The organism is Acinetobacter yuyunsongii, from assembly GCF_041021915.1.
GTDB lineage: Bacteria > Pseudomonadota > Gammaproteobacteria > Pseudomonadales > Moraxellaceae > Acinetobacter.
The window spans coordinates 877,239-893,666 of the sequence record NZ_CP157435.1 but is presented as its reverse complement, the minus strand read 5'-3'; the positions used below and the strand labels follow the sequence as shown (position 1 = coordinate 893,666).

The following is a 16,428-nucleotide window of genomic DNA, read 5'->3' as shown; positions in this document are numbered from 1 at the left end:
CTCTCCTCAACTACCAACGCACTTCAAATTTCTTACGAAGCCAAATTGCAAGGCTATTTAAACCAATCATTAATGCAAGTAACACAATAATCGCAGCAGCAGTACGTCCTTCAAAGAAGTTACGTAACTCATTTCCCTGCCATAAATAAACTTGTACAGGTAAGGCTGTTGCCTGATCCAGTGGCGTAGCTGGAACACTCGCAACGAAAGCACTCATACCAATTAATAGTAATGGTGCGGTTTCACCCAAAGCATGTGCAACACCAATAATTGATCCTGTCATGATACCCGGTAATGCCAATGGTAATACGTGATGGAACACTGTTTGAACTTTTGATGCACCTAAGCCAAGCGCTGCCTGACGAATTGAAGGTGGCACAGCTTTTAATGAAGCACGTGTGGTAATAATCACGGTTGGTAAAGTCATGAGACTGAGTACCAGACCACCAACCAACGGTGCAGACAATGGTAAATGCATCCAACCAATAAAAATCGCCGCGCCGAGTAGACCAAATACAATCGAAGGTACAGCAGCCAAATTGTTGATATTGACTTCAATGATGTCAGTCATGATGTTTTTAGGTGCAAATTCTTCAAGATAAATCGCACTTGCAACCCCGATTGGAATTGAAATCAAGATTACAATCAACATCATGAATAACGAACCCATAAACGCGCCCGCTAAACCACTTGTTGCTGGTGAGCTACGAGAATCTGGACTGATAAATAAATTCGTATTAAATGTATTTTCAATAATACCATTTGCTTTTAGTTTATCTGCAAGTTGACGAACTTCTGGATCAAGCTGCTGTTGGTCATCTGGTAAAGAACGATCAATATTACCTGCTAACCACACATCCACATTGGCGTCCGCTAAGAATTTAATCTCTTCTTTAGTACCAATTAATGCTGGATTCTCAAGCACCATGTCACGTAAACGATAGGCTTCTGAACTCGTGTACAAACTATTCAAATAATCACGTTGTGACTCAAGTGCTGGATCTTTAGCCACAATACCATTAACAATAAGTGCATCCCAATCCACCATGCCCATTTCAGTTTGCCAAGCCACAAAGCGCTCTTCAAAATGAGCAGGTGTCTCACCAGCAGTCTGCTTTGGCTTTGCTCCTACATTAATAATTGCAGGATCAAAATACACAGGAACGGTCATACTACTTTGCCAAAATGAAGGCAAACCTTTTGCTAAAATGCTAACGAACAATAAAGCAACAAATGCAAGACCAATCATCACCGCAGAGAAACCTGCAAAGCGAAATGCCTTTTCTTTACGATGACGCTTTGCTAGAGAGCTTTGAATGATTGCTTTACGCTGCTTACGTTGTTCAGCAGCTACTTGTGGATCAAATACGTTCTGATCCAGAGGAGATGTATTTGAACTCATTCGTATTGCTCACGATATTTGCGCACGATATATAGTGCAATAATGTTTAAACCCAAAGTAATCACAAACAAAGTTAAACCAAGTGCAAATGCCACCAATGCTTGTGGACTCGCAAAATCTGTATCACCAGTTAACTGTTTAACAATGGTTACGGTCACTGTTGAAACCGCTTCAAATGGATTTGCATGCAATAATGGACTATTCCCTGCTGCAAGTACCACAATCATGGTTTCACCTACAGCACGAGACACTGCAAGTAGAAATGCCCCTGTAATACCCGGTAATGCTGCTGGTAATACAACTTGGCGAATCGTTTCTGATTTGGTTGCACCTAAACCCAATGAACCATCACGTAACGCGCGAGGAACTTGAGTAATAATGTCATCTGAAAGCGATGAAACAAATGGGATGATCATAATCCCCATGACAAAACCCGCAGTCAGTGCACTTGTTGCATTAATATCAATACCAACAATTTCACCAATCATTTTGAAGAATGGACCAATGACCATTAAAGCAAATACACCATAAACGATGGTTGGAATACCCGCTAATACTTCAATTGTTGGCTTTGCCCAAGAGCGTAAGTTTGGAGATGCATATTCAGCTAGATAAATCGCAATCATCAATCCCACTGGTACTGCAACTAATAATGCAATACCACTGACCATTAAAGTACCCCAAATTAATGGCAAGATACCGTAACTTCCCTCTGCATTACCTGACGTGCTAAAACCTGGATTCCATTCTGTGCCAAAGAAAAAATCTGCTGGACTAACAAAACGGAAGAAATGTAATGCTTCACTCAACATTGACAGTACAATACCAATCGTTGTGAGAATCGCTACACCAGAACATAGGATCAAACCAACATTAATGGCTTTTTCAACCTGATTACGAGCACGAAATTGCTGACTCACATGACGCTTTGCCCAAACTAAACCTGCTAAACCAGCACTAATTACGATTGCCAATTTTGCAAAAGAACCTATGGTTTCAAATTTAGCAAGTTGTTGTGCAGCTGCTAGCTCATAAGCTGCTGGATGATCTGTAACCCCAAAACCAGAGGCAATCGCTTGAACACGATCGATTAAAACCTCACGGCTTGCTTCATCTAAAGTTGCACTGACCGATGCTGGAATATTGTTAAAAATAATATGTTGAAGGACACTTGGTTCGACCAAGTTCCAAATGATCAAAATTAAAAAAGCAGGAACACCACACCACAAAGCGACCAACGCACCATAATAACCTGGACGTGAATGCAAAGTTGCTGAGTTGTTTCCCTTACCTGCTAGGTTACGGCTTTTGCTCAGCCCGATTTGATATGCAATTGCCACAAGGGCTAATAACACACCGATAAGTAGCAGATTCATGTAATCTCCACTGTTTTCTCAATTTTCATCATTTGAAAAAACTTAGTTAGACAAAAAGGCTGATGAACCTAAGTCGCACCAGCCTCCCTTTTAACAATATTACTTAACTGTTTTACCCGCTTTGAAATCAGCTAGAACTTTTGCACGTTCTTTATCGCTCATACTGATCAAGCCAGCTTTTTCTAATTTAGAACCTTTACCAGAAGCTTTCTTATTTAAGAAATATTCTACGTATTGTGGTAAACCTTTAATTGATTTTAAATGCTCGCCTTTCACATAGAAGTAAAGTGCACGAGATACTGGGTATTGACCACTTAAAACTGTTTTCTCAGAAGGTAATACACCATTTACTGTCGCAACACGTAATTTATCGCGGTTTTGGTCATAGAAACCTAAACCAAATACGCCCACTGCATTAGGAGAAGTTTTTAAACGAGCAAGAGTTTCTGTATAGTCACCAGCGATTTCGATTACGCGACCATCTTTACGGAATGTAGAGCACGCTTTTTTCTGAGCTTCTTTATCTAAGTTTTTGAAATAAGCAAATGATTCACAACCCGCTTCAACCATTTTTTCTTGGAACACTTCACGCGTACCATGGTTTGTTGCTGGAATAACTAAAGTAATCGGTTCATTTGGTAAGTCATCATCAATTTGGTTCCATCGTGTATATGGGTTTGGAACCAATTTACCACCTGAAGGAAGCTGTGCAGCCAATGCAGTAAACACATGTACTGGATCTAAGTTATAAGCACCCTTTCTTGAGTTAGACGCAAATACAATACCGTCATAACCAATTTTGATTTCTTGAACTTGATTTACGCCTGCTTTTTTACATGCAGCAAGCTCAGAATCTTTAATTTTACGTGAAGCGTTTGCAATATCGATGGTATTATCGCCAACACCTTGACAGAATTGCTTTAAACCACCTGAAGTACCACCTGAACCAACAACGGGTGCTTTAAATTGCGGGAAGGTATTCCCAAAGTCTTCAGCAACAATACTTGCATATGGCAATACAGTTGAAGAACCAGCGATTTGAATCGTATCACGAGCTGCATTCGCAGTTGTTGCTACGGCTACTCCAGATACAGCTAATGCAATTGCGATATGACGTGGATTTAAGCGCATTCTGTTTTCTCTCATTTATACAATTTGATTTACAACTCTTTTTAATTCAAGTGTTGTACTTTAGTTAACTGCATTTTGAGGAGATAATATGACAATTAAGTGACAACTTTATGACGCTTTTATGATGATCATTTTTTATTTGAAAATTTTCAGTCATAAAGAAAAGAATTTTTTGATAAAAATAGCAAAAGAAAATTATCTTAATGATTGTAATTTATAATTTTTTACTTAAAACACGACATATAAGAAATCAAACTAGAAATACAAATTTGACGACCTTAGTAATGAAAACTATATGACAAATGTCTATGTAATATTAGTTTTAATCCGTCGACTTGGTTCTAAATGAAATAAAATCAGGTTTCCAATAGCCATTTACACGTCTATCTTAAGCTATTCCGAAAATTACTTGAGATTAAATTAAAGGTATATTCAGATAAGCTAAATCTTTCCAAGCTCAATCTCACAGACTAAAAAATAAAAAAGGCACATGAATGTGCCTTTCTCTTAGAAAGCAAATCGATTAGTCAATCGCTGGAACATAAGTTCCTGCGACAATTGCATCTTTAATACGATCAGCTTCTGCCAACACAAGTGCAAGCAAGTTTTGAACGTTTTCAAGCGTTGCAACTGGGCTTAAAGTGGTCATCTTCAATGATTGAACATTACCCACTTTGGTTACACCAATATTCGCCTCACCACGAGCAAACAATTCATCTGCCACGTTTTGGTTTAAGCTATCGATAAATTCAGCAGGATAAGCTTCTGGTACGACACGGAACAGGACTGAAGCGAATTGTGGTTCAACCAACAATTCAAGACCCGCTGTTGCTTTAATATAATCTGCAACTTCACGTGTTAATTTCACACCATGATCAATCATTGAACCATAAAGCTCTTCGCCTAATGCTTCAACCGTCATCCATAATTTCAATGCATCAAAACGACGTGTCGTTTGTAATGATTTAGACACAAGGTTAGGTACACCATGTTCTTCATCATAAGCAGAGTTTAAATATTCTGCTTCATAATGCATAAAGCGATAGTTTGCTTCGTCTTTCAACAAGAAAGCGCCACAGCTAATGCTTTGGAAATAATGTTTATGGAAATCAAGTGTGATTGAGTCGGATAATTCAATACCATCTAACATTGCACGATGGTCATTGGAAAGAATCAGTGCACCACCCCAAGCCGCATCAATATGCATCCATGAACCATACTTGGTGGTAATTTCACGGATTTTCTTGAGCGGATCAATCGCACCCGCATCGGTTGTACCTGCTGTCGCTACCACACATGCTACGATTTTGCCTTCAGCCTGAAGATGCGCCATAGTTTTTTCTAGCGCATCCACATCCATCTGTGCATTTTCGTTCACAGGAACAGTGACAACAGACTGGAAACCCATACCCATCATTGCCATGTTCTTTTGCACAGAGAAATGTGCATTTTCAGAACAGATGACTTTGACGTTCTTCATTGCTTCTGCTGGAATACCATCACGCTGAACTGACCACGGCTTGCCGTTTTCATCTTGCCAGTTTTTCGAGATGCACCAGTCACGCGCCAGTAACACACCCATCAGGTTTGATTGTGTACCACCAGAGGTGAATACACCTGCTTGACCTGCGCCATAGCCCACTTTTTGGCGTAACCAATCAATAAGCTGAACTTCCATCAATGAACCCGCTGGGCTTTGATCCCATGAATCCATAGATTGGTTCGTTGCATTGATTAACACTTCCGCAATTTGGCTCATCACCATCGTTGGGCAATGCAAATGTGCAAGTGAGTGTGGATGATGTACTTTTAAACTTTTGTTGAGGAAAAGCTCAACCATACGTTGTAATGATTGTTGTACACCTAAACCTTCTTTTGATGGATGAAAAGAAATTGCTGCACGCAAATCTTTAATACTTCCACCTGTGTACATTTTATCATTTTGCAACCATGCTGAAACGGCTTTAACCGCTTCGCCCATTGCTGACTGATAGTCAGCAATGGATTGTGCATCATTGCAGAGTAACGCTTTACGATGTTCTGCAAAATCAACCATGGATTAGCCTCGTACTGCTTTTAATGCTTCAGCAATCGCTTTTTTGAAGCGTGCAACCACTTCAACACATTCGTCTTGATTGATGATAAGTGGGCAAAGTAAACGAATTACAGTACCGTTACGACCACCTTTCTCAAGCAATAACTTGTTGTTGAAACACGCGGTTTGAATTGCCGCAGCCAATTGTGCATCAGCAGGAAGTGAACCCATATGGTCAGCTGGTTTACGCTCATCAACGATTTCAACGCCGATCATCAAACCACGACCACGGACATTACCGATACATGGGAATTCTTGAGCTAACTTTTTGAATTCAGCTTGTAAGAAGTCACCACGCTCTTGCGCATTTTGAGCTAGGTTTTGTTCAGAAATAGTTTTTAGAACCATTAAACCTGTACCCATGGCCAACTGATTGCCACGGAAAGTACCCGTGTGACCTGCTGGCTGCCAAGCATCAAACTTACGCTTAATACCAAGCACGGCTAATGGTAAACCACCACCTACAGCTTTTGACATCACCACAACATCAGGCTCGATACCTGCATGTTCAAAGGCAAACATTTTACCTGAACGTGCAAAACCAGCTTGAACTTCGTCCAAAATTAAAACGATGTTGTGCTTTTCAGTCACTTCACGAATTTTTTGTAACCACTTAACAGGTGCAGTTACGACACCGCCTTCTCCTTGAATTGCTTCAAGAATCACAGCAGCAGGTTTCGTTACACCACTTTCAACATCTTCGATGAAATTTTCAAAGAAGTAAGTCAAAGCATCAACACCCGCTTCACCACCTAAACCAAGTGGGCAACGATACTCATGTGGATATGGCATAAACTGAACGCCAGGCATAAGACCATTCACGGCATTTTTAGCACTCAAGTTACCTGTCATAGACAATGAACCATGAGTCATACCGTGGTATCCACCTGAAAAACTGATAACAGAACTACGACCAGTATATGTTTTAGCGAGTTTAATCGCCGCTTCTGTAGCATCTGCACCAGATGGTCCACAGAATTGTAGGCAATATTCTTCTTTACCGCCTGGCAAGTAAGCCAAAAGTGCTTCAGTAAAAGCATCTTTTAAAGGAGTCGTTAAGTCTAAAGTATGCAAAGGCAAGCCACTTGCCAATGTATCTTGAATACTTTGAATCACCGCAGGATGATTATGACCTAAAGCCAATGTTCCTGCCCCAGCTAAACAGTCGAGGTATTGAGTACCCTCAACATCTGTAACCCAGCAGCCCTGTGCTTTCGCTATCGCTAACGGTAATTTACGTGGATAACTACGAACATTTGATTCCATCTGACTTTGGCGAGTCAAATAATATTCGTTGGATGCATTAGCGGCAGGGTTTACGGAAGTAACGCTCATATCGAATTACCATCTCTGATATGGGTAAAAGAAATAAGTCTGGTGACTTGCGGTCGTTTGACTCGGTGCTTTTTAGAATCTAGTGAGACACAAATTTTATATCTTTTCAACTAGGAGCGAGATGATACCTAATTTTGAAATAAAATAAACTCTTTTTATGCCTGACATTCATCTAATAGTATTGAAAAAATGCTTCATTCCAATAACTATGATGAATTATCATCATACTATGTGACAAGCGAAAGAAAGTAAGCTTTTTTTAACAGCCTTAATTTTTTTAGATAAATGGTCAAATACATAAAGCTAATTATTTAATTTTAAATATTTTTTAATTAATTTTTCTGTTGCAAAACACTGTTAATATATTACAAAGACACCACAAAATCTGCAGAAGTTCAACATCAGTTCTTTTTAATATGAAAGTTGTAAAAATAAATGTTTAATACCAAATTTTAAGGAATTTTTTATGCGTACTTTAGCACTTGCAACATTAATGATCGGAGCTGCACTTAGCCCAAGCCTTTTTGCTCATGAGACTGAAAACTTGAACTATAATATTGTGAATATCCAAGCAGATGCAGCACGCCAAGTTGCCAATGATGAAATGCGTGCTGTGCTTTATATTGAAAGAAGCAATAAGCAACCCGCAGAGCTTTCGAATCAAATCAATCAATTAATGAATCAAGCGCAAGCTATTTCACGTAAATACACACAAGTAAAAGTCGAAACAGGTGCTCAAAGCACTTACCCTATTTATGACAATGATAATAATAAGTTAAAAGAATGGCGTGCGCGTGCAGAAATCCAAATTGAAAGTAAAGACTTTAAAGCAGCAAGCCAGTTGATTAGTGAACTACAACAGAGCTTTCAGACTCAATCGATTAGTTTTAGTGTATCTGACGAACAACGTAAAAAAGTTGAAAATGAACTCATGATTGAAGCTTCTAAAAACTTTCAGCAACGCGCACAAGCGATTACCCAAGCTTGGAATAAAACGCAATATAATCTTGTCAGTTTAAATTTGAATACAAGTAATTATTTCCCTCAACCAATGATGCGTGGTGGGATGGCAAAATTTGCGATGGCTGAGGCAGCTCCAGCACAAGACATGGCGGCTGGTGAATCCAAAATCACGGTTAGCGCCAATGGGTCGATTCAGTTTAAATAAAATCGTAGGAGCGTATCGCATACGCTCTCCTAACATTTATTTTTTTAACGGCAAGGCATATTTAAAAATACGCCCGACCACTTCACCGAATTGTTTTACAAAGCTAGCATTATTGTAATTTAAACCATATTTCTCACATACAGCTTCCACTTTAGGTGCAATTTGACGATAGCGGCGAGCGGGAATATCTGGGTATAAGTGATGTTCAATTTGATGGCTCAAATGTCCTGTCAAAATATGAAATGGTTCTGAACCTTTTAAATTAGAAGAACCACGAATTTGACGCATGTACCAATGACCGCGACTTTCATTCTGTAAAACAGTTTTTGGGAAGACCTCAGCATCTTTAGTAAAATGACCACAAAAAATAATACTAAAAGTCCAAATATTACGAATCCCATTAGCAACTAAATTTCCAGTAAAAACTGGGATCGCTGAAGGTCCTGCAATCAATGGGAAAAACACATAATCTTTAAAAAGTTGCTTCGCTATTTTTTTCTGCGCTGGTTGCCATTCTCGTTTAAATTGCGTCATTGATTTACGCTTATAAATCACTTTGCCGAGTTCAAGATTTTGAATCGCAACTCCCCACTGGAATAATAAGCTGAATGGCACAATATAAATCGGTTGAATTAAAGTAAACTTTGTCCAGCGTTGTTCTGGAAATAAGCGAAATACACCATAACCCACATCATCATCCATACCTTTCACATTGGTATAAGTGTGATGTTTGTAATTATGTGTTTGACGCCAATTATCTGAGGTTCCAACGGTATCCCATTCGTAAGTCTGACCGTTAAATTTTGGATCATTCATCCAGTCATATTGTCCATGCATCACATTATGACCTAACTCCATGTTTTCCATAATTTTGGCAAAACCCAATAGCCCCGTTCCTAATAACCATGCTGGTGGAAACCATCCTGCAAATAACAAAGCTCGTCCGAGTAAGCTGCTATAACGGATTGAAGAATAAACACGGCGAATATACTTCGCATCTTTTTCGCCTAAGTCATCTAATACTTCTTGCTTGATCTGATCTAATTCTCGAGCAAAAGCATCTAATTCTGAAGCAGTTAAATCACGATTTTTTGGATTTTTAAAATATTCAATTTTAACAGGCATATTCATAATTAATTTCTCATTTATAGATCAATCACTAGATCAGACTGAGCGAAATTTACACAAATTTTTAATAGTTGAGCTGGTTCATGATTCGCTGAACCATTCAACAAATTCTTCGTTGAGCCTTGCGCTTTAGTGCAGGCGCATTTATTACAAATACCCATACGGCAACCATGATTAGGTTTAATCCCTTGATGTTCCAAACTAGAAAGAATGGATTGCCCTTTAGGTATCGCAACTGTTTTGTTGGATTGAGTCAATCTCACATTTATAAAACCAGTTTCCGAAGCATCCACATCAAATTGGCTTAAACTAAAAGCTTCGGTTTGAAGCAAAGCAGCACAAGAAAATAATTTTTCTGCTGTACTTACAAAACCCGATGGACCACAGGCATATACAGTGGTTTCATTTAAAGCTGAAATTTGATCAACATAACTCTGGTTCAAGCGTTGATCTTGTTCTTGGGTATAAAAAATTTGATAACTGAAATGAGGAAAGTTTTCCGCTGTTTCTTTTAAATATTCAGCATAGGCTGCATCGGCCTGAGTTTTCACCCAATACATCAATTGTACAGATGTCGTCGAAAACTGTTTGGTTTGACTCAAACTTTCGATCAGGCTCAGCATCGGCGTAATGCCGCTACCTGCTGCAAGTAATAACAAGTTAGGAGTTTGAATATGCTGCTGCATATCGCCATAAGGTTGCCCTAAATAGACAATATCCCCTACTTTAGATTGCTCAACCAACCATGAACTCACCAAACCTTGATCAACTTTTTTGACAGTTAAACAGAGATGATCTGCATCTAATTGCATCAAGCTATACGTGCGTTCGTAATGACGCCCTGCTATTTCAACGGTGACAGGATGATGTTGTCCTGCTGCGCCGCGTTGTACATGACGATTGCATTGCAGAATAAGACTTACCGTATCTTTAGCTACCGTTTGTTTTTTTACAACTTTAGCGAGTGATTGATTCAAAGACCACAGTGGATTGATTTTTTGTAGCCAAAAATTGGCATCATGGTTCGTAATTACGCTTTGGGCTATTGAATTGAATAGAGAAATTCTCTTTTCGACTGCTTGCATGAGCGGGAACTCTGATCATTTTTTAATTATTATACATATATATATATATTTGTATATATATTCGTATAAGAATTTACATTTCCCAAGTAGTCAGACAATCGCTATAATCCCGAGTAGCTTACTTATATTTTGAAAATAATGGTTCAGTCTTCTACTTTTTTACCGCTCGGTCATGACACACTAAATGAACAAGATGTCATTGCTATGAAATCTCCTGTACGTTCGGTTGGTAGAAAAGCAACCATTACCAAAGAAGAACTTTTTCAGGCGACACTGAATCTAATTGGTCCACAAAAAAGTATTGCATCTTTGAGCTTACGTGAAGTAGCGCGTGAAGCAGGCATTGCACCAAATAGTTTTTATCGACATTTTAAAGATATTGATGAACTGGCTATCGCTCTGATCGATCGTGCAGGTTTGGTATTACGTAAAATCATTCGCGAAGCGCGTTTGCAGGCATCTATGCAGCAAAGCATTATTCGAAGTTCAGTTGAAGTTTTCATTCAACAGCTCGATACCGATGAAGGTTATCTCAGCTTATTATTACGCGAAGGATATACGGGCTCAACCTCATATAAACTCGCTGTAGACCGTCAGCTAAATTTCTTTCAGCAAGAATTACAAGAAGACCTGATTCGCCTAGAACAAATGAATAATAGTAAAATCAGTCATGCTGACATTGCGGCTAAAGCGATTACCCAATTGGTATTCAATATGGGCGCAAAAGTGATTGATTTACCTGCTGAACAACGAACTGACGTTGCAGAGCAAACCATGGTAATGATTCGTATGATTTTAGAAGGTGCCCGTCATTTTGATAAAATGGAAATTGATTAAGCAATTTCATCAGCATAGACTATCTTCATTTGGTATATATCTTTGTCATTTATCATAACTACAAGCAAATTTAGGCATACAGATCATGACCCTTCTCAATGACCGTCAAAGTATCATCGCCAGTTTTATTCTGATGTTTTTATTTTTAATGATGGTCATTCCCCTGCATTTGTTGCCTAGTTTTTTTGCAGGTTTCTTGATTTTCGAAATTATTAACAGTCTAAGCTCAATTGTTGAAAAACATATTGATGGACAACGTGCGCGTATCTTTATCAGTATTATTCTTGGAATTTTGACCACATTTTTGATTGGCTTTTTTATTACCAGTTTAATTAGTTTTGTGATCTATGATTTAAAAGGAACAGGTCTTAACTCGTTTAACTTTAAGATTGATCAAACTCTCATTAAATTCCAAGCTGAAATGAGTCAATATGTCCCTGGTTATCTTCCTCATAGTGTTGCAGATATCAAGAATCAGATTTTGTCCTTCATCAAGAATAATATTTCGATTGTTAAAAATACAGGTACCGATATCCTGCATAACTTGGCGACCATGCTGATCGGTTTAATTGTAGGTATCTTGGTTTCTATTCAGAACTTTAAGCAGCATGCACCACAACCTGTCTTTAAAGCTGCTATTTTGCATCGTATTCAGAAGCTTTCGATTTCATTTAAAAATGTTGTCTTTGCTCAAGTAAAAATCTCTTTAATCAATACAGCACTATTTATCATTTTTGTTTTTATCGTTTTGCCTCTATTCCATATCCATTTACCTTTTGCTAAAACACTGACTATTCTGACCTTCATTTTTGGTCTGTTACCTATTATCGGCAACTTGATTTCGAATACGTTAATTATCATGGCTGGCTTAACCATTTCACTCTCAGTAGCAGCCATCGCTTTAGCATATTTAGTCATCATTCATAAACTTGAATATTTCGTAAATGCAAAAATCATTGGTACAAAAATTAATGCAAGTGCATGGGAAGTACTTTTGGCTATGCTCATTTTTGAATCGATTTTCGGATTAAGTGGCTTAATCGTTGCACCGATTTTTTACGCTTACATTAAATTAGAATGCAAAGATGCTGGTTTGATCTGAATTATATTCGGGCTATTCAGATTCAATAGATCAATTTATCATTGCGACTGATTTAGCAAAGTAATAAAAAGAAAAATGATGATAAGGAAAATTACAAAAGCCTTGCGAATTAAAACATTCATTCAGGCATTCTGCGCTTAAGCTAGAACAGAATGGTTTTTATTCACGATGTTTCATTACATTATAATTGAATGAGGTAACTATGAATTCTTCAGCAGCGGCTTTGAAAGTATATACTCGTAATAATTTAGATGATTCTATCAAAGAAGCCACCGTTAAAATTTTAAATCAAATTCTTGCAAATCTTATTGATCTATCATTGCTTACCAAACAAGCGCATTGGAATATGCGGGGTAGTAATTTTATTGCGGTACATGAAATGTTAGATATGTTCCGTACTTCATTGATCACCCATTTAGACAATGTCGCAGAGCGTGCGGTACAGATTGGTGGAACAGCGCTCGGAACAACCCAAACGGTTTCAGAGACCTCACATCTCAAGCCTTACCCTGTTGCAATCCATGCAGTGCAAGATCACTTAAAAGAGCTGGCTGATCGTTATGGTGTCGTTGCAAATCATCTTCGAGATACAATCGAGCAAATTAAAGATCCAATCTCTGAAGATATTATCCATGCAGCACTCGAAGATCTGGATCAATATTTATGGTTCTTAGAAGCCAATATCGATCAAAATTAAGTATATTCACGATATAAAAAAGAGGACGATTGGTCCTCTTTCTTATTACATCAGTCGTAATTATGGTTTAACTACAACTAAGACTTGAATCGCTTCTGGAGTCACAGAAAGACCATCTAATAAGCTTAGACCCTCTTTCTGGAACTTTTGTAAACGCTCAATTTCATCTTGACGAATACTTGGGTTAAATTGCTTAAGGTAAGTTAAACGGTCAATTTCGTATTGCCATTTGCTGCCATAATGCTCTTTGGCTTGTTGCATCAATTCAGGCAAAGAGTTTTTGGCAATATCTAAAGCTTGTGCGTAACGCTCTTCAATTACATCACGGCGAGCTTTCACCACCTGACGACAGCTATTACCATCTAAATGGTGCAAGTATGGACGTAAAATACTTGGATCAATCTTGGCAGATAAATCTTGACCATTTTCGCTCAATAAAACACGAATCAATTGCTTCGGCAAACTTGACGGTAAGTTCAACCCTTTTGGTGCAACTACATCGACCTTAAACCAAACTTCGAGTAAGACCGAACCTTGTTTTAACGCATTCGATTTGAGTAATGCAACGTTAGTACTACCAAATGATTGTGTGCGGATCATTTCCATCACACTTTCAATAAATGGGTGTTCCAAGGTCAAATATTGTGCATCTTCACGGATTTGAGCCTGATCACGATAGAAAGTTGCTGTCATGCCTTCTTCGTCCAAGGTAATGCCTTGAACTTGCATTTGATCCGTTGGTTTGATGATCACCGTACCATTGCTTTGCTCATCAAAGTCAATATTGGTCGATGACATGAAACGCTTCACAAACATTGGCAAAGTCGTGTTGTCATCATAGTCTTCAAGTGCTTGTACAATGCCCTGTGCAACGACTGGGCGACAAGAGTTGTACTCAAGCAAACGATCACGACCCGCTTGTAACTCAGCTTCCAAAGCTTGACGTTGTAGATTCACTTCTTCAAGTAAATCCTCAAACGTCTGACCTTGATCAGCCAATAAACAGTCTTTCAATTCAACAATAAAGTTCTCTTGCAGCGTTTGCGCCGTCGGAGAAATACTGCTGAAAATATTCAATGCTTCATTATACCAACGGAACATACGCTCTTGCGCTGTACCGATCAAATATGGCACGTGAATTTGAATGCGATTTTCCTGACCAATACGATCTAAACGACCAATACGTTGTTCAAGTACGTCAGGGTTTGCAGGTAAATCAAATAGGATCAAGTCACTGGCAAACTGGAAGTTACGTCCTTCTGAACCAATTTCCGAACATAGAAGAATCTGAGCACCGTAACTGTCTTCGGCAAAGTATGCCGCAGCTTGGTCACGTTCCAATAAGCTCATGCCCTCATGGAACATGGCAGTACGAATACCTGCATGTAAACGCAATACATTTTCAAGTGCTTCAACTACTGGTCCACTACGTGCAATCAACAAGACTTTTTTATGTTTTAAATCTTTGCGTAGAACTTCCATCAACCATGGCACACGAGGATCATTTTCCATCCAAGCACCATCAAGTTGACCTTCTTCTGGCCACATTTGCTCTCGCATTTTGCCATCAAATGACCAGTCTTCTGGTGCTGGTAAAGGCGCTGGCTGGCAATCACGACCTGGGAAACCTTGAATCGCTTCACGTGTGTTACGGAATAAAATACGACCTGTACCGTGACGGTCTAACAACTCGTGAATCGCACGCATACGCTGTTCAGGCTGATCATCAATACGATGACCCAATAAGCCATCCAGAGCAGCAAGATGTTCTTCAGTCAATGCTTCATCTGACATTAAGACTTCAGCAACTTTAGCTGTTTGCTGATATTGTTCTTCTTCGTCAAGGAAACGATCTAAACTACTAAAACGTTGCGGATCAAGTAAACGTAAACGTGCAAAATGACTTTCAACACCGAGTTGTTCAGGCGTTGCCGTAAGAAGTAAGACACCCGCTGTTTGTTCAGCCAACTCTTCGACAAGATCATAACGATCATTACCGCCTTCTTCTTCACTCCACATTAAATGGTGTGCTTCATCGACTACCAGTAAATCAAAACCTGCCTCCACAGCTTGCTCACGCAAATCATCATGGTCAACCATTAAATCAACACTGGCAATAATGCATTGCTCAGTCAGGAATGGGTTGAGATCAGGATCATGTTCTTTGATCGAAGCGGTACGTGTTAAATCAAACAGGGAGAATTGCAAATTGAAACGACGACGCATTTCAATCATCCACTGATACTGTAATGAATCAGGCACTAAAATCAGGATACGCTCTGAACGTCCTGTTTTCAGTTGTTGATGGATAATCAAACCCGCTTCAATGGTTTTACCCAAACCGACTTCATCGGCTAACAATACGCGTGGTGCAAAACGTTTACCCACTTCGTGTGCGATATACAGTTGATGTGGAATCAAACCCACACGCGCACCAAGGAAGCCACGTAAAGGACTGGTATGCATTTTTGCTTGCAATAACATCGCTTCAATACGAAGGTCATACCATTCTTTATAATCAATTTGGCTCGCTAACAAACGCTCTAAAGGTTTTGATAACTGAATTTGTGCACCGATACGGGTTTCGTTCAATGACTTACGTTCTTGTTCGCCATTTTCTAGGCTACGAACGACATCATAACGCAGCACGCCATGACGATCTTCAACCGATTCAACAATCCACTTAACACCTTCTTGATCTTGCACTTCATCTTTGACATTGAAGATGATACGAGACAAAGGCGCGTTGTTGCGTGCATAAACACGCGTTTCATCACTTTTCGGGAATAAAATACTGATAGAACGTTCATCTACATCAATAAGAACACCTAGACCGAGTTCAGTTTCTGTATCTGATAACCAACGTTGACCAATAGCAAACGGCTGCAATTTATTCCACCTTTTTTCATGTTAGCCCACATATTGTATGCCTTAAACTGATGAAAGTTTAAGCTACTTTATGTAGTTTTAAATTTGGTATTATGGTGAAAATGAATCACCAAATAAGCTCAATATTTTGACATAAAGCTGACTGAAATAGCGCGCTTTACATCTAGTTTGATAAAAAAAATA

General features: G+C 38.9%; 12 protein-coding genes. 4 read left to right on the top strand and 8 right to left on the bottom strand.

The genetic code is table 11. The annotated features are described in order from the left end of the window. Positions 1-10: 10 nt before the first annotated feature. The 5 genes from pstA to ABLB98_RS04240 all read right to left on the bottom strand — a co-directional run bounded on the left by pstA (position 11) and on the right by ABLB98_RS04240 (position 7,339). Complete coding sequence (gene pstA / locus ABLB98_RS04260; protein ID WP_249570374.1) at positions 11-1,408, bottom strand: phosphate ABC transporter permease PstA; 1,398 nt, start codon at positions 1,406-1,408, stop codon at positions 11-13. Beyond that, complete coding sequence (pstC, locus tag ABLB98_RS04255; RefSeq protein ID WP_087546644.1) at positions 1,399-2,778, bottom strand: phosphate ABC transporter permease subunit PstC; 1,380 nt, start codon at positions 2,776-2,778, stop codon at positions 1,399-1,401. The genes pstA and pstC overlap by 10 nt, the downstream gene beginning before the upstream one ends. 99 nt (positions 2,779-2,877) lie before the next feature. Then, positions 2,878-3,909, bottom strand: coding sequence for a substrate-binding domain-containing protein (locus ABLB98_RS04250; protein ID WP_005157915.1), 1,032 nt, complete (start codon positions 3,907-3,909; stop codon positions 2,878-2,880). 523 nt (positions 3,910-4,432) lie between these two features. Continuing rightward, on the bottom strand, positions 4,433-5,965 hold the full coding sequence (locus ABLB98_RS04245; protein WP_249570271.1) for an aspartate aminotransferase family protein: 1,533 nt from the start codon (positions 5,963-5,965) through the stop codon (positions 4,433-4,435). 3 nt (positions 5,966-5,968) lie between these two features. Further along, positions 5,969-7,339 (bottom strand): diaminobutyrate--2-oxoglutarate transaminase, encoded by a 1,371-nt coding sequence (locus ABLB98_RS04240; RefSeq protein ID WP_004755817.1) that lies wholly within the window; start codon positions 7,337-7,339, stop codon positions 5,969-5,971. 466 nt (positions 7,340-7,805) lie between these two features. On the opposite strand from ABLB98_RS04240, the gene ABLB98_RS04235 reads away from it, so the two are divergent. Beyond that, positions 7,806-8,507, top strand: coding sequence for an SIMPL domain-containing protein (locus ABLB98_RS04235; RefSeq protein WP_046739721.1), 702 nt, complete (start codon positions 7,806-7,808; stop codon positions 8,505-8,507). Between the two features lie 36 nt (positions 8,508-8,543). Here the strand turns inward: ABLB98_RS04235 and ABLB98_RS04230 are convergent, their stop codons facing one another. Together ABLB98_RS04230 and ABLB98_RS04225 are read right to left on the bottom strand one after the other, a co-directional pair. Beyond that, positions 8,544-9,638, bottom strand: coding sequence for an acyl-CoA desaturase (locus tag ABLB98_RS04230; RefSeq protein WP_348882908.1), 1,095 nt, complete (start codon positions 9,636-9,638; stop codon positions 8,544-8,546). Between the two features lie 14 nt (positions 9,639-9,652). Beyond that, on the bottom strand, positions 9,653-10,720 hold the full coding sequence (locus tag ABLB98_RS04225; RefSeq protein WP_348882909.1) for a ferredoxin reductase: 1,068 nt from the start codon (positions 10,718-10,720) through the stop codon (positions 9,653-9,655). Positions 10,721-10,858: 138 nt separating this feature from the next. Between ABLB98_RS04225 and fabR the strand changes: the two genes are divergently transcribed. The 3 genes from fabR to dps all read left to right on the top strand — a co-directional run bounded on the left by fabR (position 10,859) and on the right by dps (position 13,356). Continuing rightward, entirely contained in the window at positions 10,859-11,557 is a 699-nt protein-coding gene (gene fabR, locus ABLB98_RS04220) for an HTH-type transcriptional repressor FabR (RefSeq protein WP_348882910.1), read from the top strand. A gap of 85 nt (positions 11,558-11,642) precedes the next feature. After that, positions 11,643-12,659, top strand: coding sequence for an AI-2E family transporter (locus ABLB98_RS04215; protein WP_004663233.1), 1,017 nt, complete (start codon positions 11,643-11,645; stop codon positions 12,657-12,659). Between the two features lie 202 nt (positions 12,660-12,861). After that, the gene (gene dps / locus ABLB98_RS04210; protein ID WP_004663234.1) at positions 12,862-13,356 is read left to right on the top strand and encodes a DNA starvation/stationary phase protection protein Dps; all 495 of its coding nucleotides are present in this window, start codon (positions 12,862-12,864) and stop codon (positions 13,354-13,356) included. A gap of 60 nt (positions 13,357-13,416) precedes the next feature. On the opposite strand, the gene rapA is transcribed toward dps, so the two are convergent. Beyond that, a complete protein-coding gene (gene rapA / locus ABLB98_RS04205; protein ID WP_348882911.1) occupies positions 13,417-16,245 on the bottom strand; it encodes an RNA polymerase-associated protein RapA in 2,829 nt (942 codons plus the stop codon). Between the last annotated feature and the right edge of the window lie 183 nt (positions 16,246-16,428).

Excerpts from the sequence above, each read along its gene's own strand:
- pstC (WP_087546644.1), bottom strand. The coding sequence starts at position 2,778 with ATGAATCTGCTACTTATCGGTGTGTTATTAGCCCTTGTGGCAATTGCA.
- ABLB98_RS04250 (WP_005157915.1), bottom strand. The coding sequence starts at position 3,909 with ATGCGCTTAAATCCACGTCATATCGCAATTGCATTAGCTGTATCTGGA.
- ABLB98_RS04245 (WP_249570271.1), bottom strand. The coding sequence starts at position 5,965 with ATGGTTGATTTTGCAGAACATCGTAAAGCGTTACTCTGCAATGATGCA.
- ABLB98_RS04240 (WP_004755817.1), bottom strand. The coding sequence starts at position 7,339 with ATGAGCGTTACTTCCGTAAACCCTGCCGCTAATGCATCCAACGAATAT.
- ABLB98_RS04235 (WP_046739721.1), top strand. The coding sequence starts at position 7,806 with ATGCGTACTTTAGCACTTGCAACATTAATGATCGGAGCTGCACTTAGC.
- ABLB98_RS04230 (WP_348882908.1), bottom strand. The coding sequence starts at position 9,638 with ATGAATATGCCTGTTAAAATTGAATATTTTAAAAATCCAAAAAATCGT.
- ABLB98_RS04225 (WP_348882909.1), bottom strand. The coding sequence starts at position 10,720 with ATGCAAGCAGTCGAAAAGAGAATTTCTCTATTCAATTCAATAGCCCAA.
- fabR (WP_348882910.1), top strand. The coding sequence starts at position 10,859 with ATGGTTCAGTCTTCTACTTTTTTACCGCTCGGTCATGACACACTAAAT.
- ABLB98_RS04215 (WP_004663233.1), top strand. The coding sequence starts at position 11,643 with ATGACCCTTCTCAATGACCGTCAAAGTATCATCGCCAGTTTTATTCTG.
- dps (WP_004663234.1), top strand. The coding sequence starts at position 12,862 with ATGAATTCTTCAGCAGCGGCTTTGAAAGTATATACTCGTAATAATTTA.